The organism is Burkholderia savannae (genome assembly GCF_001524445.2).
In the GTDB taxonomy this organism is placed as follows: domain Bacteria; phylum Pseudomonadota; class Gammaproteobacteria; order Burkholderiales; family Burkholderiaceae; genus Burkholderia; species Burkholderia savannae.
Genome location: NZ_CP013417.1, coordinates 3,038,361 through 3,053,328 on the forward strand (window position 1 = coordinate 3,038,361; position 14,968 = coordinate 3,053,328).

14 protein-coding genes are annotated in these 14,968 nt (G+C 65.6%); 7 read left to right on the plus strand and 7 right to left on the minus strand.

Annotation, left to right across the window (positions count from 1 at the left end; genetic code table 11):
* Nucleotides 1-48 precede the first annotated feature (48 nt).
* From coaBC to WS78_RS15010, 3 genes are all read left to right on the plus strand, one after another.
* The gene (gene coaBC, locus WS78_RS15000; RefSeq protein ID WP_059574831.1) at nucleotides 49-1,260 is read left to right on the plus strand and encodes a bifunctional phosphopantothenoylcysteine decarboxylase/phosphopantothenate--cysteine ligase CoaBC; all 1,212 of its coding nucleotides are present in this window, start codon (nucleotides 49-51) and stop codon (nucleotides 1,258-1,260) included.
* A gap of 65 nt (nucleotides 1,261-1,325) precedes the next feature.
* Nucleotides 1,326-1,772 (plus strand): dUTP diphosphatase, encoded by a 447-nt coding sequence (gene dut / locus WS78_RS15005; RefSeq protein ID WP_038745278.1) that lies wholly within the window; start codon nucleotides 1,326-1,328, stop codon nucleotides 1,770-1,772.
* A gap of 138 nt (nucleotides 1,773-1,910) precedes the next feature.
* Nucleotides 1,911-3,046, plus strand: a protein-coding gene (locus tag WS78_RS15010) for an IS3 family transposase (RefSeq protein ID WP_394335868.1) whose coding sequence is annotated in 2 segments (ribosomal slippage) — nucleotides 1,911-2,166 and nucleotides 2,166-3,046 — 1,137 coding nt in all. Because the reading frame shifts where the segments join, the coding sequence is not laid out codon by codon here.
* A 102-nt stretch (nucleotides 3,047-3,148) separates the two neighbouring features.
* Here WS78_RS15010 and WS78_RS15015 read toward each other — a convergent pair.
* The 5 genes from WS78_RS15015 to clpS form a co-directional block, all read right to left on the minus strand.
* A complete protein-coding gene (locus WS78_RS15015) occupies nucleotides 3,149-3,940 on the minus strand; it encodes a COG4705 family protein (protein ID WP_059581507.1) in 792 nt (263 codons plus the stop codon).
* A gap of 151 nt (nucleotides 3,941-4,091) precedes the next feature.
* Complete coding sequence (locus tag WS78_RS15020; RefSeq protein ID WP_059581503.1) at nucleotides 4,092-4,835, minus strand: hypothetical protein; 744 nt, start codon at nucleotides 4,833-4,835, stop codon at nucleotides 4,092-4,094.
* Between the two features lie 127 nt (nucleotides 4,836-4,962).
* Nucleotides 4,963-6,342, minus strand: a complete 1,380-nt coding sequence (locus WS78_RS15025) for an amino acid permease (RefSeq protein ID WP_038745284.1) — start codon at nucleotides 6,340-6,342, stop codon at nucleotides 4,963-4,965.
* Between the two features lie 98 nt (nucleotides 6,343-6,440).
* Nucleotides 6,441-8,741 (minus strand): ATP-dependent Clp protease ATP-binding subunit ClpA, encoded by a 2,301-nt coding sequence (gene clpA / locus WS78_RS15030; protein WP_038745286.1) that lies wholly within the window; start codon nucleotides 8,739-8,741, stop codon nucleotides 6,441-6,443.
* Complete coding sequence (clpS, locus tag WS78_RS15035) at nucleotides 8,738-9,052, minus strand: ATP-dependent Clp protease adapter ClpS (RefSeq protein WP_009892611.1); 315 nt, start codon at nucleotides 9,050-9,052, stop codon at nucleotides 8,738-8,740. The genes clpA and clpS overlap by 4 nt, the downstream gene beginning before the upstream one ends.
* A 531-nt stretch (nucleotides 9,053-9,583) precedes the next feature.
* Here clpS and WS78_RS15040 point away from each other — a divergent pair.
* Nucleotides 9,584-9,787 (plus strand): cold-shock protein, encoded by a 204-nt coding sequence (locus tag WS78_RS15040; RefSeq protein ID WP_004196460.1) that lies wholly within the window; start codon nucleotides 9,584-9,586, stop codon nucleotides 9,785-9,787.
* Nucleotides 9,788-9,913: 126 nt separating this feature from the next.
* On the opposite strand, the gene WS78_RS15045 is transcribed toward WS78_RS15040, so the two are convergent.
* Nucleotides 9,914-11,509, minus strand: a complete 1,596-nt coding sequence (locus tag WS78_RS15045; RefSeq protein ID WP_059581499.1) for a multicopper oxidase family protein — start codon at nucleotides 11,507-11,509, stop codon at nucleotides 9,914-9,916.
* Nucleotides 11,510-11,676: 167 nt separating this feature from the next.
* A complete protein-coding gene (gene icd, locus WS78_RS15055; protein ID WP_038745290.1) occupies nucleotides 11,677-12,936 on the minus strand; it encodes an NADP-dependent isocitrate dehydrogenase in 1,260 nt (419 codons plus the stop codon).
* A gap of 264 nt (nucleotides 12,937-13,200) precedes the next feature.
* Here icd and WS78_RS15060 point away from each other — a divergent pair, with 264 nt between their 5' ends.
* The 3 genes from WS78_RS15060 to WS78_RS15070 all read left to right on the plus strand — a co-directional run bounded on the left by WS78_RS15060 (nucleotide 13,201) and on the right by WS78_RS15070 (nucleotide 14,960).
* Nucleotides 13,201-13,779, plus strand: coding sequence for a pseudouridine synthase (locus WS78_RS15060; RefSeq protein WP_038745292.1), 579 nt, complete (start codon nucleotides 13,201-13,203; stop codon nucleotides 13,777-13,779).
* 261 nt (nucleotides 13,780-14,040) lie between these two features.
* Nucleotides 14,041-14,256 (plus strand): hypothetical protein, encoded by a 216-nt coding sequence (locus tag WS78_RS15065; protein ID WP_081463944.1) that lies wholly within the window; start codon nucleotides 14,041-14,043, stop codon nucleotides 14,254-14,256.
* Between the two features lie 194 nt (nucleotides 14,257-14,450).
* Complete coding sequence (locus WS78_RS15070) at nucleotides 14,451-14,960, plus strand: DUF192 domain-containing protein (RefSeq protein WP_038745294.1); 510 nt, start codon at nucleotides 14,451-14,453, stop codon at nucleotides 14,958-14,960.
* Nucleotides 14,961-14,968: the final 8 nt, after the last annotated feature.

Below are 14,968 nucleotides of genomic sequence, written 5' to 3' on the forward strand. Positions count from 1 at the left end.
GCGCAGGGGCCGGCGCTCGCCGGCCCCACGTGCTTTCGGAGGCCTCAGTTGGCACACGCAGAACTCGCAGGAAAACATCTCGTCCTCGGCCTGACGGGCGGCATCGCCTGCTACAAGATCGCCGAGCTCACGCGCCTTCTGACGAAGGCGGGCGCGACCGTGCAGGTCGTGATGACCGACGCCGCGACGCAGTTCATCACCCCCGTCACGATGCAGGCGCTGTCCGGCCGCCCCGTCTATTCGAGCCAGTGGGACGCGCGGATGCCGAACAACATGGCGCACATCGATCTGTCGCGCGAAGCCGACGCGATCGTGATCGCGCCCGCGTCGACCGATTTCCTCGCGAAGCTCGCGCACGGCTTCGCCGACGATCTGCTGTCGACGCTGTGCATCGCGCGCGACTGCCCGCTCCTCGTCGTGCCCGCGATGAACCGCCAGATGTGGCAGAACCCGGCGACGCAGCGCAACGTCGCGCAATTGCGCCACGACGGCGTCGCGGTGCTCGGCCCCGATTCGGGCGCGCAGGCGTGCGGCGAAGTCGGCGACGGACGGATGCTCGAGCCCGAGGCGATCTACGAGGCGATCGTGTCGCACTTCCAGTCGAAGGTGCTCGCGCACCGCCGCGTGCTGATCACGGCCGGCCCGACGTTCGAGCCGCTCGATCCGGTGCGGGGCCTCACGAACCGCTCGAGCGGCAAGATGGGCTTCGCGATCGCGCGCGCCGCGCAGCAAGCGGGCGCCGACGTGCATCTCGTCGCGGGCCCCGTCCATCTGCCCACGCCGTGGGGCGTGTACCGCGAGGACGTGCAGACCGCGCAGCAGATGTACGACGCGGTGATGAACGCGGTGCCGGACGCCGACGTGTTCGTCGCGGTCGCCGCGGTCGCCGACTGGCGCGCCGCGCAGCCGGCCGAGCACAAGATCAAGAAGACCGCCGACCACAAGATGCCGGCGCTCACGTTCGTCGAGAACCCGGACATCCTCGCGACCGTCGCGGCGCTGCCCGATGCGCCCTACTGCGTCGGCTTCGCGGCGGAGAGCGGCGATCTCGACGTGCACGGCGAAGAAAAGCGCGTGCGCAAGAACGTGCCGCTCCTGATCGGCAATCTCGGGCCGCTCACGTTCGGCCTCGACGACAACGAAGTCGTGCTGTTCGAAGCCGGCGGCACGACGCGCCTGCCGCGCGCCGACAAGATGACGCTCGCGCATACGCTCGTCGCCGAGATCGCGAAGCGGCTGCCCGACACGAGCCTCATCTGATGCATCGCCGCGGCCGCCTCGCGCGGCCGTGCTCTCTCTCAACCTCCGTCACCGATTTTCGCCGCATGAAACTCGACCTGAAGATTCTCGACGCGCGCATGCGCGATTACCTGCCGAAATACGCGACGACGGGCAGCGCGGGCCTCGACCTGCGCGCCTGCCTCGACGCGCCCGTCACGCTGAAACCGGGCGACACGGCGCTCGTGCCGACGGGCCTCGCGATCCACCTCGCCGATCCGGGCCATGCGGCGCTGATCCTGCCGCGCTCGGGCCTCGGCCACAAGCACGGGATCGTGCTCGGCAACCTCGTCGGCCTCATCGATTCCGACTATCAGGGCGAACTGATGATCTCGACGTGGAACCGCGGCCAGACCGAGTTCGTGCTGAATCCGTTCGAGCGCCTCGCGCAGCTCGTGATCGTGCCGGTCGTGCAGGCGACGTTCAACCTCGTCGACGATTTCGCGCAAAGCGAGCGCGGCGCGGGCGGCTTCGGCAGCACCGGCCGCGGCTGAAGCCGCAACGACAAAACGCGTGCGGGGGCGTTGCCGCCCCCGCACGCGCTTAGAGGTGGCCGCGCAAATTCGGACAGTCGGGTAAGTGGAATGCCCGGGGCCTGAGCCAGCGATAATGCAGGCAAAGGAACCGGAAAGATGACGAAGAGAACCCGACGGACGCACTCAGCGGCGTTCAAAGCGAAAGTGGCCCTGGCGGCGGTCAAGGGCGAGCGCACGCTGGCCGAACTGGCGCAGCAGTTCGATGTGCACCCGAACCAGATCACGGAGTGGAAGCGGCAACTGCAGGAGCGTGCGGCGGATGTGTTCGGCGCGGCCGCTCCACCGTCGAACGAGCCGCCGGTGGACGTGAAAACGCTGCACGCGAAAATCGGACAGTTGACGCTGGAGAACGATTTTTTGTCAGGAGCGCTCGGCAAAGCCGGACTGCTGAGCGCAAAGCGATGATTGACCGTACGCATGCGCTGCCGGTTTCGCGACAGACGCGACTGGTTGGCATCGCGAGATCGAGCGCGTATTACCGGGCGCAGCCAGTGAGCGAGGCGGACCAGTTGCTGATGCGGCGGATCGACGAACTGCACATGGAGTTTCCGTTTGCCGGAGCGCGGATGCTGGCGCGTCTGTTGCGCCGGGAAGGCTATGAGGTCGGCCGCCGCCGCGTGCGCACGCTGATGAAACGCATGGGCGTGGAAGCGCTGTACTGCAAGCCGAACACGAGCCGACGCAATGCGCAGCACAAGATCTGGCCGTACCTGCTGCGCGGCATGAAAATCGCCCGGGCCAATCAGGCGTGGGCACTGGACACGACATACATTCCGATGGCGCGAGGCTTCGTGTACCTGACGGCAGTAGTGGATTGGTCAAGTCGCAAGGTGCTCTCGCACCGGGTGGCGATCACGCTGGAAGCAGTGCACGCCGTCGAGGCGCTCGAGGAAGCGTTCGCGCGCTACGGGCTGCCGGACATTGTGAACACCGATCAGGGCAGCCAGTTCACGGCGGGCGCGTTCACCGAGGCCGTACTGGGTCGAGGCGTGCGGCTGTCGATGGACGGTAAAGGGGCCTGGCGCGACAACGTGTTCGTCGAACGCGTGTGGCGCAGCGTCAAGTACGAAGAGGTTTACCTGCGAGCTTACGAGTCGGTCAGCCATGCCCGGCGCTCCATCGGCGACTACATCGAGCTGTACAACCGAAAACGGCCCCATTCGAGCCTGGCGGATCGGACGCCGGATGAGGCATACTTCGCGACGCTGCCTGCGATCAAATCGGCAGCATGATTGCCTCGGACGTTCCACTTAAAAATCTCAGAAAACTGTCCGAACGAGTGAGGCCACCTCTCTTGCTTCCCGCCATTTACTCCACTGCCGCTTGAGCGCCGCTCACTCCTCGAGCGCCGGCGCTTTCCAGCCAAGCTGCGACTGCCGCGCGCCTGTCGCCTCCTTCGCCTGCTTCGCTTCGGCGAACACCGCATAGACGACCAGCGCGATCAGCACGCCCGCGAGAATCGCCGACGAGCCGACAGTGCCGAACCCGAGGCCGCCCTTCGCGACGGGCTTCGTCAGCAGATCGCCGACCGTCGCGCCGAACGGACGCGTCAGCACGAACGCCGCCCAGAACAGGAACACCTTCGATACGTTCGTGAAATACGCGGCGAGCACGATCACCGCGAGCAGGCCGCCGATCAGGAACGCGCCGCCCGCGAAACCGAGGCCCGAGCTGTCGGCGAGAAAATCGCCGAGCGCCGTGCCGAGCGTGTTCGAGAACAGGATCGCGATCCAGTAGAGCAACTCGACCTTGCGCGTGCGGATCTCGGTGACGGCGAGCGATTCGCCCTGCAGCCGCCACACCGCGAAGATCGTCAGCAGGATCGCGATCAGAATGCCGGAGCCGGCCGCATAACCGAGGCCGAGCGTGCGGTCCATGAAGTCGGACATCGTCGTGCCGGCCGTGCTCGTCGCGACGATCACCGCCCAGTAGATCGCGGGGCGGTAGCGCGTCGTCGCGAGTTGCGCGGCGAGCGTGACGATGAAGAACGAGAACAGGATCAGCGAGCTGTACGCATAGCCGACGTTGAGCGTCATCGACAGCAAATCGCCGCCGGTTTCGCCGAGCGTCGTCGCGCAGATCTTCATCACCCAGAACGCGAGCGTGATCGCAGGGAGTTTGTTCATGCGAGCCTCTCGAAGGAATTCGAAACAGATCAATCGCCGCGATGCGGCACGAGACTCGAATGCTAAGGAACGTTCGCTTAAGAGAGCGTTAACCCGTATACGCGGTGCGCGAACATCCGTCTGACGGGCGCGCGTACGCCGCACGCGCTCGTCACTGCCGTCTGCGCAGGATTCCTTCGGGATTCACGCCTGGGATGAAACAATCTCGCGCGGTCACGACGAGGTAATCGCCGAGGCGCCGTACATCGAGATCGCACATGCCGTCCGACGCCTGCATCCGCGACAGCGTCGCTTCGGCGTCCGACACGCGCCGCATCCGCATCAGCATCTCGACGCGCGGCTGCGCGCCGCCCGCGCCCGCGAACGAATAGCTGACGCGATCGCCGTGCGCGATCAGCCGGCGCGCGCCCGCGCTGCTGCGCCAGTGGCCGTCCCACGCGGACTGGCGCACCGGCGTCCTCACCTGCCGCAAATGCGAGCGCACGAGCCAGCCGGACGTCGCGACGCCCGAGTCGTCGATGTACGTCGCGTGCACCATTGCGCCGAGCCACATGTCACCGTTCGGCGATTCGCTGACGATCACCTCACCGCCTTTCGGCACGGAGCGGCCGCTGTTCCTGAAGTGAAACGACACGCCCTCGGCGTCCGACTCGCGCGTGAAGAACGGGGCCTTCGGCGCCTGCACGCTCGCCAGCCACGGCGTCGTGTCGAGGAGCGGCACCGCCGCGTTGCTCGACGACGCGCGCAACGCCGATGCAAACGCGACGCCCAGCGGCTGGACGAGCGAGACACTCACGAGCGTCCCCAGCGCGACGCGCTTTGCCGCTCGCGCGAACGCGGCGGCCGCCGCGCGACCGGCATCGCTTGCTTCGCCCGTCTTCCCTTTCGTCGGCATGTCGTCTCTCGCCAGAAGTGCAACGCGGCAAGCGCCGCCGCCACGCCGCCACGCCACCATGACGCCGCGCCGCCGTATCCCGGTCCCGGCGTCGCGCTATTGCGCCGTCCGTGCGCTTCGCGTCGCGTCAGCGAGCGTGCCGCGCACGGTAATGCAGCCGATACGCGAGCGTCAGCAGCGCGACGAACGCAATGCCGATCATCATCGTCATTCTGAACTCCCGCGTAAATGCCGTCGTCACGAGCACCGCGCCGACGAGCGCCGCGCCGAGCAGGCTGCCCACCGGATGCAGCCGCATCCGGAACGCGGGCGCCGGGCCCCGGTAACGCGCGCGAAAGTACAGGTGCGTGACGAAGATCATCAGCCACGTGAACAACGCGCCGAACATCGCGATCGCCATCAGCAGCGTGAACGCGGTGTCCGGATACAGCGCGACCAGCACGGCCGCGACCGCGACGCCGCTCGACGACACCACGAGCGCCGCGAGCGGCACGCCGTTCGCGCCGACGCGCCCGAACATCGCCGGCGCAAGCCGCGCGCGCGACAGGCTGAACATCATCCGCGTCGTCACGTAGAGCTGGCTGTTCATCGCGGAGAGCGCGGCGACGAGCACGACGAAGTTGATGACGCCCGCCGCATACGGCACGTTCGTCGCGGCCATCACCTTGACGAACGGGCTCTCGTCGGTGCCCGCCTGCGTCCACGGCACGATCGCGAGCATCAGCGCGAGCGTGAGCAGATAGAACAGCACGAGGCGGAACACCGTCGAACGGAACGCCTGCGACACCGCGCGCTGCGGATCGCGCGCTTCGCCCGCCGCGATCGCGACGGTTTCGATGCTCATATAGCTGAAGATCGCGACGATCACCGCGACCCACGCGCCCGAGAAGCCTTTCGGGAAGAAGCCGCCGTGCGCCGAGTAATTTGCGAAGCCGATGCCGGACGAAGCGGGCGCGGTCGCGACGTAGTACGCGCCGAGCGCGATGAACGCGACGATCGCAGCGATCTTCAGCAGCGAGAACACGTATTCGACGACGCCGTAGAGCGTGACGCTCGTCATGTTCACCGCGACCAGCGCGGCGGAAAACCCGATGACCCAATACCAGCCGGGCACGCCGGGATACCAATACTTCATGAAGACGGCGATCGCGCTCACCTCGGTGCCGACCGCGAACACGACGGCCGACCAGTACGCGTAGCGGACGAGAAACCCCGCGAGCGGGCCGACGTAATGCTCCGCATATGCGCCGAACGAACCTGACGTCGGATGCGCGACCGTCATTTCCGCGAGCGCGCCCATCAGCAGCAGCGCGATCAGCGCGCCGATCGCATACGACACCAGCACGCCCGGCCCCGCGAGCCCGATTGCGAAGCCGCTGCCCAGAAAGAGCCCTGTCCCGATCGCGCCCCCGATTGCGATCATCGCCATCTGCCCCGACGAAAGCCCGCGCCGCAGGCCCTTTTCGCGCTCGACGATCGAGTCGAACGTTCGTTGTTGTTGTGTCAAACCAAACTCCTGCTTTCGTGCTTTTTTCCTGCCGCAAATAAAACGAAACGGCGCGGGAAACATCCCGCGCCGTTTGTTCGAAGCGTTCGGACGAGCGGTTATTCGACTTCGATCGCCTCTTCGTTCGGCTTGCTGGGCGGCGTCGCCGTCTTGTCGAACGACAACTGCACCTTGTCGTTCTCGTCGACGTCCACCGTCACGTGGCCGCCGTTGACGAGCTTGCCGAACAGCAGCTCGTCGGCGAGCGCGCGCCGGATCGTGTCCTGGATCAGCCGCTGCATCGGCCGCGCGCCCATCAGCGGATCGAAGCCGTGCTTCGCGAGATGCTTGCGCAGCAAGTCGGTGAAGAGCGCGTCGACCTTCTTCTCGTGCAACTGCTCCTCGAGCTGGATCAGGAACTTGTCGACCACGCGCATGATGATTTCCTCATCGAGCGAACGGAAGCTGATCGTCGCGTCGAGCCGGTTGCGGAACTCGGGCGTGAACAGGCGCTTGATGTCCGCCATCTCGTCGCCGACTTCGCGACGCGTCGTGAAGCCGATCGTCGCCTTCTGCATCGACTCCGCGCCCGCGTTCGTCGTCATGATGATGATGACGTTGCGGAAATCCGCCTTGCGGCCGTTGTTGTCGGTCAGCGTACCGTGATCCATCACCTGCAGCAGCACGTTGAAGATGTCCGGATGCGCCTTCTCGATCTCGTCGAGCAGCAGCACGCAGTGCGGCTTCTTCGTGACGGCCTCGGTGAGCAGCCCGCCTTGGTCGAACCCGACGTAGCCCGGCGGCGCGCCGATCAAGCGGCTCACCGCGTGGCGCTCCATGTATTCCGACATGTCGAAGCGGATCAGCTCGATGCCGAGCGTGAACGCGAGCTGCCGCGCCACCTCGGTCTTGCCGACGCCCGTCGGGCCGGAGAACAGGAACGCGCCGATCGGCTTGTCGAGCTTGCCGAGGCCCGCGCGCGCCATCTTGATCGCGGCCGCGAGCGCGTCGATCGCCGGGTCCTGGCCGAACACGACGCTCTTCAGATCGCGATCGAGCGTCTGCAGCTTGCTGCGGTCGTCCTGCGACACGCTCTGCGGCGGGACGCGCGCGATCTTCGAGATGATTTCCTCGATCTCGCTCTTGCCGATCGTCTTCTTCTGCTTCGACTTCGGCAGCACGCGCTGCGCGGCGCCCGCTTCGTCGATCACGTCGATCGCCTTGTCGGGCAGATGACGGTCGGTGATGAAGCGCGCCGACAGTTCGGCCGCGGCCGACAGCGCGCCCGACGAATACTTGACGCCGTGATGCTCCTCGAAGCGCGACTTCAGGCCGCGCAGGATCGCGACCGTCTGCTCGACGGTCGGCTCGGTCACGTCGACCTTCTGGAAGCGCCGCGACAGCGCCGCATCCTTTTCGAAGATGCCGCGATATTCGGTGAACGTCGTCGCTCCAATGCACTTGAGCGTGCCCGACGACAGCGCCGGCTTCAGCAGGTTCGACGCGTCGAGCGTGCCGCCCGACGCGGCGCCCGCGCCGATCAGCGTATGGATCTCGTCGATGAAGAGGATCGCGTGCGGACGCTCCTTGAGCTCCTTCAGCACCGTCTTCAGACGCTGCTCGAAATCACCGCGGTACTTCGTGCCCGCGAGGAGCGCGCCCATGTCGAGCGAATACACCTGCGCGTTCGCGAGGATGTCCGGCACCTCGCCGCGCGTGATCCGATATGCGAGGCCTTCGGCGATCGCCGTCTTGCCGACGCCCGCCTCGCCGACGAGGAGCGGATTGTTCTTGCGGCGGCGGCAGAGCACCTGCACGACGCGCTCGACTTCGGATTCGCGCCCGATGAGCGGATCGATGCGGCCGTCCTTCGCCATCTGGTTCAGGTTCTGCGTGAACTGCGCAAGCGGCGTTTCCTTCTGCGTGCTCGCGTCCTCGCCCTCCGCGTTCGCGTCGGCGGGCTTCGCGGATTCGCTGCTGCTCGTCTTCGCGATGCCGTGCGAAATGAAGTTCACGACGTCGAGGCGCGTCACGCCCTGCTGCTGCAGATAGTAGACCGCGTGAGAATCCTTCTCGCCGAAGATCGCGACCAGCACGTTCGCGCCCGTGACCTCCTTCTTGCCGTTCGACGTCGACTGCACGTGCATGATCGCGCGCTGGATCACGCGCTGAAAGCCGAGCGTCGGCTGCGTGTCGACGTCGTCGGTGCCGGGAACGGTCGGCGTGTTGTCGTGGATGAAATTGCGCAGGTTCTGACGCAGATCCTCGATGTTCGCCGCACACGCGCGCAACACCTCGGCTGCCGTCGGATTATCCAGCAGGGCCAACAACAGATGCTCGACCGTAATGAACTCATGCCGCGCCTGGCGCGCTTCCATGAACGCCATGTGCAGGCTGACTTCCAATTCCTGGGCAATCATGCTTCCTCCATCACGCACTGCAGCGGATGCCCGGCCTGCCGCGCATGGGTAACGACTTGCTCGACTTTGGTCGACGCGATGTCTCGCGTATAGACCCCACAAACCCCCCGCCCTTCGCGATGCACCTTCAGCATAATCTGTGTGGCCGTTTCGCGATCTTTCTTGAAATACTCCTGCACGATCATCACGACGAATTCCATTGGCGTGAAGTCGTCGTTCAGGAGCACCACCTTGTACATCGAAGGTGGCTTGAGCTTCTGTTCCTTGCGTTCCAGGACGGTGCTGTCCTGCTTGTCCGGGATAATCGCCATACACCCATTCTAAACAACTCGGACAGGCCCGCAATCCTGTCATTAACCGACTGACCAGCCGGCGCCCTCCCCGGCTCCCCGCGTGCGGCAGCGTCCCTCTCATATCGAACGGGAGCCGGCTGCGGTGCCGGCTCCCGTTCGATATGCAAGCATGCGGCATGCCGCCCGCGCACCATGCATGGATCGAGTATCCCACAACGCGGACGACCTCGACCGCGCGTCACTCGAGCCTGGTATATGCGACGATTATGCGACTTTTCAAGCCGCCTCGCTCGCTCCGATGCTGCAAAGCAAAGCCGGATAAACCCTGAAAATGGGTTCTTTACAACGTCCCCGTATACGTCTAAAAATTCTCTTGACACTCTAATAAAGAGCGCCAACAATCAAGCTGGCACTTTTTTCAATTTGTCTTTACGACTATTGGAAGAGGCCGAGGTGAGCTTGTGAGGGGGGAACGGCTGCGTTTGCCGGTCGTTTAGCTTTTCGAGCGTGCTCGTTGTAAGTAGCGACTGTGTGACAGGGGAAGTAGGTATGGCAACTGGTATTGTCAAATGGTTCAATGACGCGAAGGGCTTCGGCTTCATCACGCCCGACGAAGGCGGCGAAGATCTGTTTGCACATTTCTCGGCGATCAACATGCAGGGCTTCAAGACCCTGAAGGAAGGCCAAAAGGTCAGCTTCGAGGTAGTGCAAGGCCCGAAGGGCAAGCAAGCGTCGAACATCCAAGCAGCTTGAGGGCCGTCTGGATCAAAATAGAAAACCCGGCTTCCAGCCGGGTTTTTTTTCGTCCGCCCGCGGCGCGCTCGAGCGCCACGACGAACCGAATGTGCGCTCGATGACCGAACTCGGTCGCCGCGCATTTCAAACGACTTTCAGCACGCCCATCATCCCGAGATCCTCGTGCTCGAGAATATGGCAGTGGAACATCCGCTCGCCGCGCTCGAACTGCGCCGTGAGAATCCGCACGCGCTCGCCCTGCCGAACGTTCACCGTGTCGCGCCACGCGCGATAGGGCTCCGGCGTCTTGTTTCCGTCGATCTCGCGCTCGACGACCTGGAACTGCGTGCCGTGCAGATGAAACGGATGATCCATGTCGGTTTCGTTACGAATCGTCCACAATTCGACGTCGCCGCGCCGGCTCGTCAATGTCGCGCGGTGCGGCTCGAACGTCGCGCCGTTGATCATGAAGCGCATGCCGGCCGGTCGGCCGTGCGCGGGCGAGCGCATCATCGCGTTCATGTCCATCTGCTCGCCGAACGACACGTCCTTGCGCGCGACCGGCTCGCCGAGCGAGGGCACCGCGCGCAAATGCGCGGGCAGCGCACGCGGCGCGCCGGGCTCGAACGCGACGTCGGCGAGCGGCAGCGCGGGATCGGGCGGCAGGCTGCCGTGCGCGGCATCCGACATCGACATCTTGCCGCGGTCGTACTCGAGCGCCGTCAGCACTGCGCGCGACGCGCGATCGCCCGCGCGCACGACGAGCTCGACGCGCTCGCCGGGCGCGAGCAGCAGCGACGTCACGTCGCGCGGCGCGTCGAAGAGGCCGCCGTCGGTGCCGATGTGCGCGAACGATCGGCCGTCGTCGAACCCGATGCGCAGATAGCGCGCGCTGCACGCGTTCCATACGCGCCAGCGCTCGTCGCCGGCGAGCGAAATGCGCGGCCGTCGCGCACCGTTGACGAGCACGAACTGGCCTTGGCGGCCGTTCATCCAGTCCATCATGTCGTTCGGCGCAATCGTTCCGTCGTGTGCAAGCTTCAGATCGGAGACGAACAGATGCCGCTCGGGCCAGCCGGCGAGCGGATCGTCGGCCGCGCGCACGACGAACGGCCCCGCGAGCCCGCGAAACACCTGCTCGGCCGTCGCCATGTGCGGATGCGGGTGGTACCAGTACGTGCCCGCGCTCCCCTTCGGCAGCGTGAAGCGATAGACGCGCGTCGTGCCCGGCGCGACGAGATCGGACGGATTGCCATCCTGGTCGGGCGGCACGGGCAGCCCGTGCCAGTGAATCGTCGACGGCTGCGGCAGCCGGTTGACGAAGCGAAGCTCGACCGCGTCGCCTTCGCGCACGTCGATGAGCGGGCCGACCACCGGCCCCTGCACGCCCGCGCCGAATTGCCAGAACGTCGTCGGCGCGGCGCCCGGCAACAGCGTGCGCGCGACGGGCTGCGCGACGAGCGTCGCGCGGAACACGCCGGGCTCGCGGCTCTCGTTCGCGAGCACGCGCAACGCGGCAAGCGGCGCGCCGGCAGGCAGCGCGTCGGCGGCCGCGAGCGCCTGCGCCGCCGGCTTCGCGCGCGGTGCGCGGGCGGGCGCGGGCGACATGCCCGGCATGTCGTCCATGCCTTCCATGCCTTCCATGTCGTGCATCTCGCCGCCGGCCGCAAGTGCGCCGCGCGCGAAGAGCGACGCGACGGCCGCGGCCAGCGCGCTGGAAAGAAAATGTCTGCGCAACATCGATCGACTCCTGTGTCGCCGAAACGGAAATTCCGACGATACACCAGTCGGCGCGCGCATGGTGCGGCGCTTACGTGCGTTGCGCGCGAGCGCCGCGCCAAAACGAAACACCCCGGCGGGCACACGGCCCGCCGGGGTGTCGTTCGACATCGGCCAAGCCGACGCGCTTACTGCATGTTTTCGATCAGCACCTGACCGAAGCCCGAGCACGACACTTGCGTCGCGCCTTCCATCAGGCGTGCGAAGTCGTACGTGACGCGCTTTTGATGGATCGACTTCTCCATCGCGGCGATGATGACGTCGGCCGCCTCGGTCCAGCCGAGGTGGCGCAGCATCATTTCGGCCGACAGGATTTCCGAACCCGGGTTCACGTAGTCCTTGCCCGCGTACTTCGGCGCCGTGCCGTGCGTCGCTTCGAACATCGCCACCGAATCCGACAGGTTCGCGCCCGGCGCGATGCCGATGCCGCCGACTTGCGCGGCAAGCGCGTCGGAGACGTAGTCGCCGTTCAGGTTCAGCGTGGCGATCACGTCGTACTCGGCCGGACGCAGCAGGATCTGCTGCAGGAACGCGTCGGCGATCGAATCCTTGATCACGATCTCGTTGCCCGTCTTCGGGTTCTTGAACTTCATCCACGGGCCGCCGTCGATCAGCTCGGCGCCGAATTCCTTCTGCGCGAGCGCGTAGCCGTAGTCACGGAACGCGCCTTCCGTGAACTTCATGATGTTGCCCTTGTGGACGAGCGTGACCGACTTGCGATCGTTGTCGATCGCGTACTGGATCGCCTTGCGCACGAGACGCTCGGTGCCTTCCTTCGACACGGGCTTGATGCCGATGCCCGACGTTTCCGGGAAGCGGATCTTCTTCACGCCCATCTCTTCCTGCAGGAACTTGATGACCTTCTTCGCCTGCTCGGATTCCGCCGCCCACTCGATGCCGGCGTAGATGTCTTCCGAGTTCTCGCGGAAGATGACCATGTTGGTCTTCTCCGGCTCGCGCACCGGCGAAGGCACGCCCTTGAAGTACTGGATCGGGCGCAGGCAGACGTACAGGTCGAGCTCCTGGCGCAGCGCGACGTTCAGCGAGCGGATGCCGCCGCCGACCGGAGTCGTGAGCGGGCCCTTGATCGACACGACGTACTCCTTGAGCACCTGCAACGTCTCTTCCGGCAGCCACACGTCCGGACCGTAGACCTTCGTCGCCTTCTCGCCGGCGTAGATCTCCATCCAGTGGATCTTCTTCTTGCCGCCGTACGCCTTCTCGACCGCCGCGTCGACGACCTTGATCATCACCGGCGTGATGTCGAAGCCCGTGCCGTCGCCCTCGATGTAAGGGATGATCGGCTGATCGGAAACGTTGAGCGAGAAATCCTTGTTGACGGTGATCTTGTCACCGCCTTCCGGAACCTTGATGTGCTGATACGGCATGATCGACTCCAGTGATATGGCTGGGCTGGTGGGTATCTGGTTGTGCGCGGTCGGGCGCGCGCGGCGCCGGCCCTGCGTCCGCAAAGGCGAGCCGCTATTCTAGCGCTCTCGCGGCGGAAGGCGGCGCGAAACTGGTACGCGGGACCCGCGCAAGTCTTATATAAGACAAAAGACTTGCCGTTCCGTATTATGCATTAAGATTCCGCCATTTGCCATAGAACGCGGCCCGCGTCGCGCCGCCCGTCCCCTCGCGAGCCTTGCCCCATGCGCCTCATCGCCCTCAACAAACCGTTCGGCACGATCTGCCAGTTCTCTCCGCACGAAACCCGCGCGTCGCTCGGCGACTGGGTGAAGACGCCCGGCGTCTACCCGGCGGGCCGCCTCGACGCCGACAGCGAAGGGCTCCTTCTGCTCACCGACGACGGCGCGCTGCAGGCGAAGATCGCCGAGCCGCGCCACAAGCTCGTCAAACGCTACTGGGCGCAGGTCGAGGGCGCGCCGGACGCGGCCGCGATCGCGGCGCTGGAGCGCGGCGTCGATCTCGGCGACTACGTGACCCGCCCGTGCCGCGCGCGTTTCGTCGCGCCGCCCGACGCGCTCTGGCCGCGCACCCCGCCGATCCGCTTTCGCGCCGCGATCCCGACGACCTGGATCGAGCTCGAGATCGCCGAGGGCAAGAACCGCCAGGTGCGGCGAATGACCGCGGCGGTCGGCTTTCCGACGCTGCGCCTCATCCGCGTCGGCATCGGCGCGCTCGACGTGTTCGCGCTCGGCCTCGCGCCCGGCGAAACCCGCGAGTTGCCGCCCCGCGCGCCCTGGGAGCGCGCAAAGCGGCCTGGATGACAATGCGGTGACACGTTTCGTCGCGCGTCAACCGACTTCGAACCCGACGCGTTAAACGACGCAGATGCCACTCCCAGCTATCCGGCATTGGCGACCGAACCGCGGTCCCGTCGCTCGAGCGACACCTGCGCGAACCGGCCGCCTGCAGCGCGAAGAGATTTTTCTCGATGCGTCTGTCAACCGAAAGGTGGATGGCACGTTAGACGACATGACTCCTATGCCGGGTCATTTGGTTAATTAACTAAAGCTGAGGAACACAACATGAACAAACTGATCGCCGCTCTGGTCGCTGGTCTCTTCGCAACGGCTGCTTTCGCGCAAGCTTCGGCTCCGGCCGCTGCTTCGGCTCCGGCTGAGAAGGCTGAAGCTGCTTCGGCTCCGGCTAAGAAGGCCCACAAGAAGCACGCACACAAGAAGCACGCGAAGAAGGCGAAGGAAGCCAGCGCTGCTGAAGCCCCGGCTGCTGCTTCGAACTAAGTAAGCAAGTTGTAAGACGCAGTCAAGAACAAGTCGTTGCCGTTCTTACGGCGTTGCAAGGCAGATCCCCGCGAGGCGATCTGCCTTTTTCTTTTTGTCTCCGTTCCCCCGCCTCGCACCGTGCACGTGATCTGCGCGCGACGCCGCGCTTCGCGTACCATGCGGGTCTCGAATTCCCGATAGGAGCCCAAGCCGTGCGATTTTCCCCGCGCTCTTCGCTCGCCCGATTCGTGCGAGCCGCCGCCTTCCCGATCGCGCTCGCGCTCGCCGCGGGCGGCATGCACGCCGCGGCCGCGCAGACCGCGCAGTTGCCGCCCGGCGCGAAGCAGCCGAGCGAATTCCCGCGCGTGAAGCTGCGCGCCGGCATGTACGTGATCGACGCGGCCGTGGCGGCGAACGACGCCGATCGCGAGCAGGGCCTCATGTACCGCTCGCAGCTCGCGCCGAACGAAGGGATGCTGTTCGTGTTCAACGAGAACGCCGTGCATTGCTTCTGGATGAAGAACACGCTGATCCCGCTGTCGATCGCGTTCATCCGCGCGGACGGCACGATCACCGACATCGACGAGATGAAGGCCGAGACGACCGACAACCATTGCCCGCGCAACAACGGCGTCTACGCGCTGGAGATGAGCCGCGGCTGGTTCGCCGCGAAGGGCATCAAGCAGGGGATGAAGATCGACGGGCTGCCGCAGCCGCAGTGACGCCCGAC

Excerpts from the sequence above, each read along its gene's own strand:
- dut (WP_038745278.1), top strand. The coding sequence starts at position 1,326 with ATGAAACTCGACCTGAAGATTCTCGACGCGCGCATGCGCGATTACCTG.
- WS78_RS15015 (WP_059581507.1), bottom strand. The coding sequence starts at position 3,940 with ATGAACAAACTCCCTGCGATCACGCTCGCGTTCTGGGTGATGAAGATC.
- WS78_RS15020 (WP_059581503.1), bottom strand. The coding sequence starts at position 4,835 with ATGCCGACGAAAGGGAAGACGGGCGAAGCAAGCGATGCCGGTCGCGCG.
- clpA (WP_038745286.1), bottom strand. The coding sequence starts at position 8,741 with ATGATTGCCCAGGAATTGGAAGTCAGCCTGCACATGGCGTTCATGGAA.
- clpS (WP_009892611.1), bottom strand. The coding sequence starts at position 9,052 with ATGGCGATTATCCCGGACAAGCAGGACAGCACCGTCCTGGAACGCAAG.
- WS78_RS15040 (WP_004196460.1), top strand. The coding sequence starts at position 9,584 with ATGGCAACTGGTATTGTCAAATGGTTCAATGACGCGAAGGGCTTCGGC.
- WS78_RS15045 (WP_059581499.1), bottom strand. The coding sequence starts at position 11,509 with ATGTTGCGCAGACATTTTCTTTCCAGCGCGCTGGCCGCGGCCGTCGCG.
- icd (WP_038745290.1), bottom strand. The coding sequence starts at position 12,936 with ATGCCGTATCAGCACATCAAGGTTCCGGAAGGCGGTGACAAGATCACC.
- WS78_RS15060 (WP_038745292.1), top strand. The coding sequence starts at position 13,201 with ATGCGCCTCATCGCCCTCAACAAACCGTTCGGCACGATCTGCCAGTTC.
- WS78_RS15065 (WP_081463944.1), top strand. The coding sequence starts at position 14,041 with ATGAACAAACTGATCGCCGCTCTGGTCGCTGGTCTCTTCGCAACGGCT.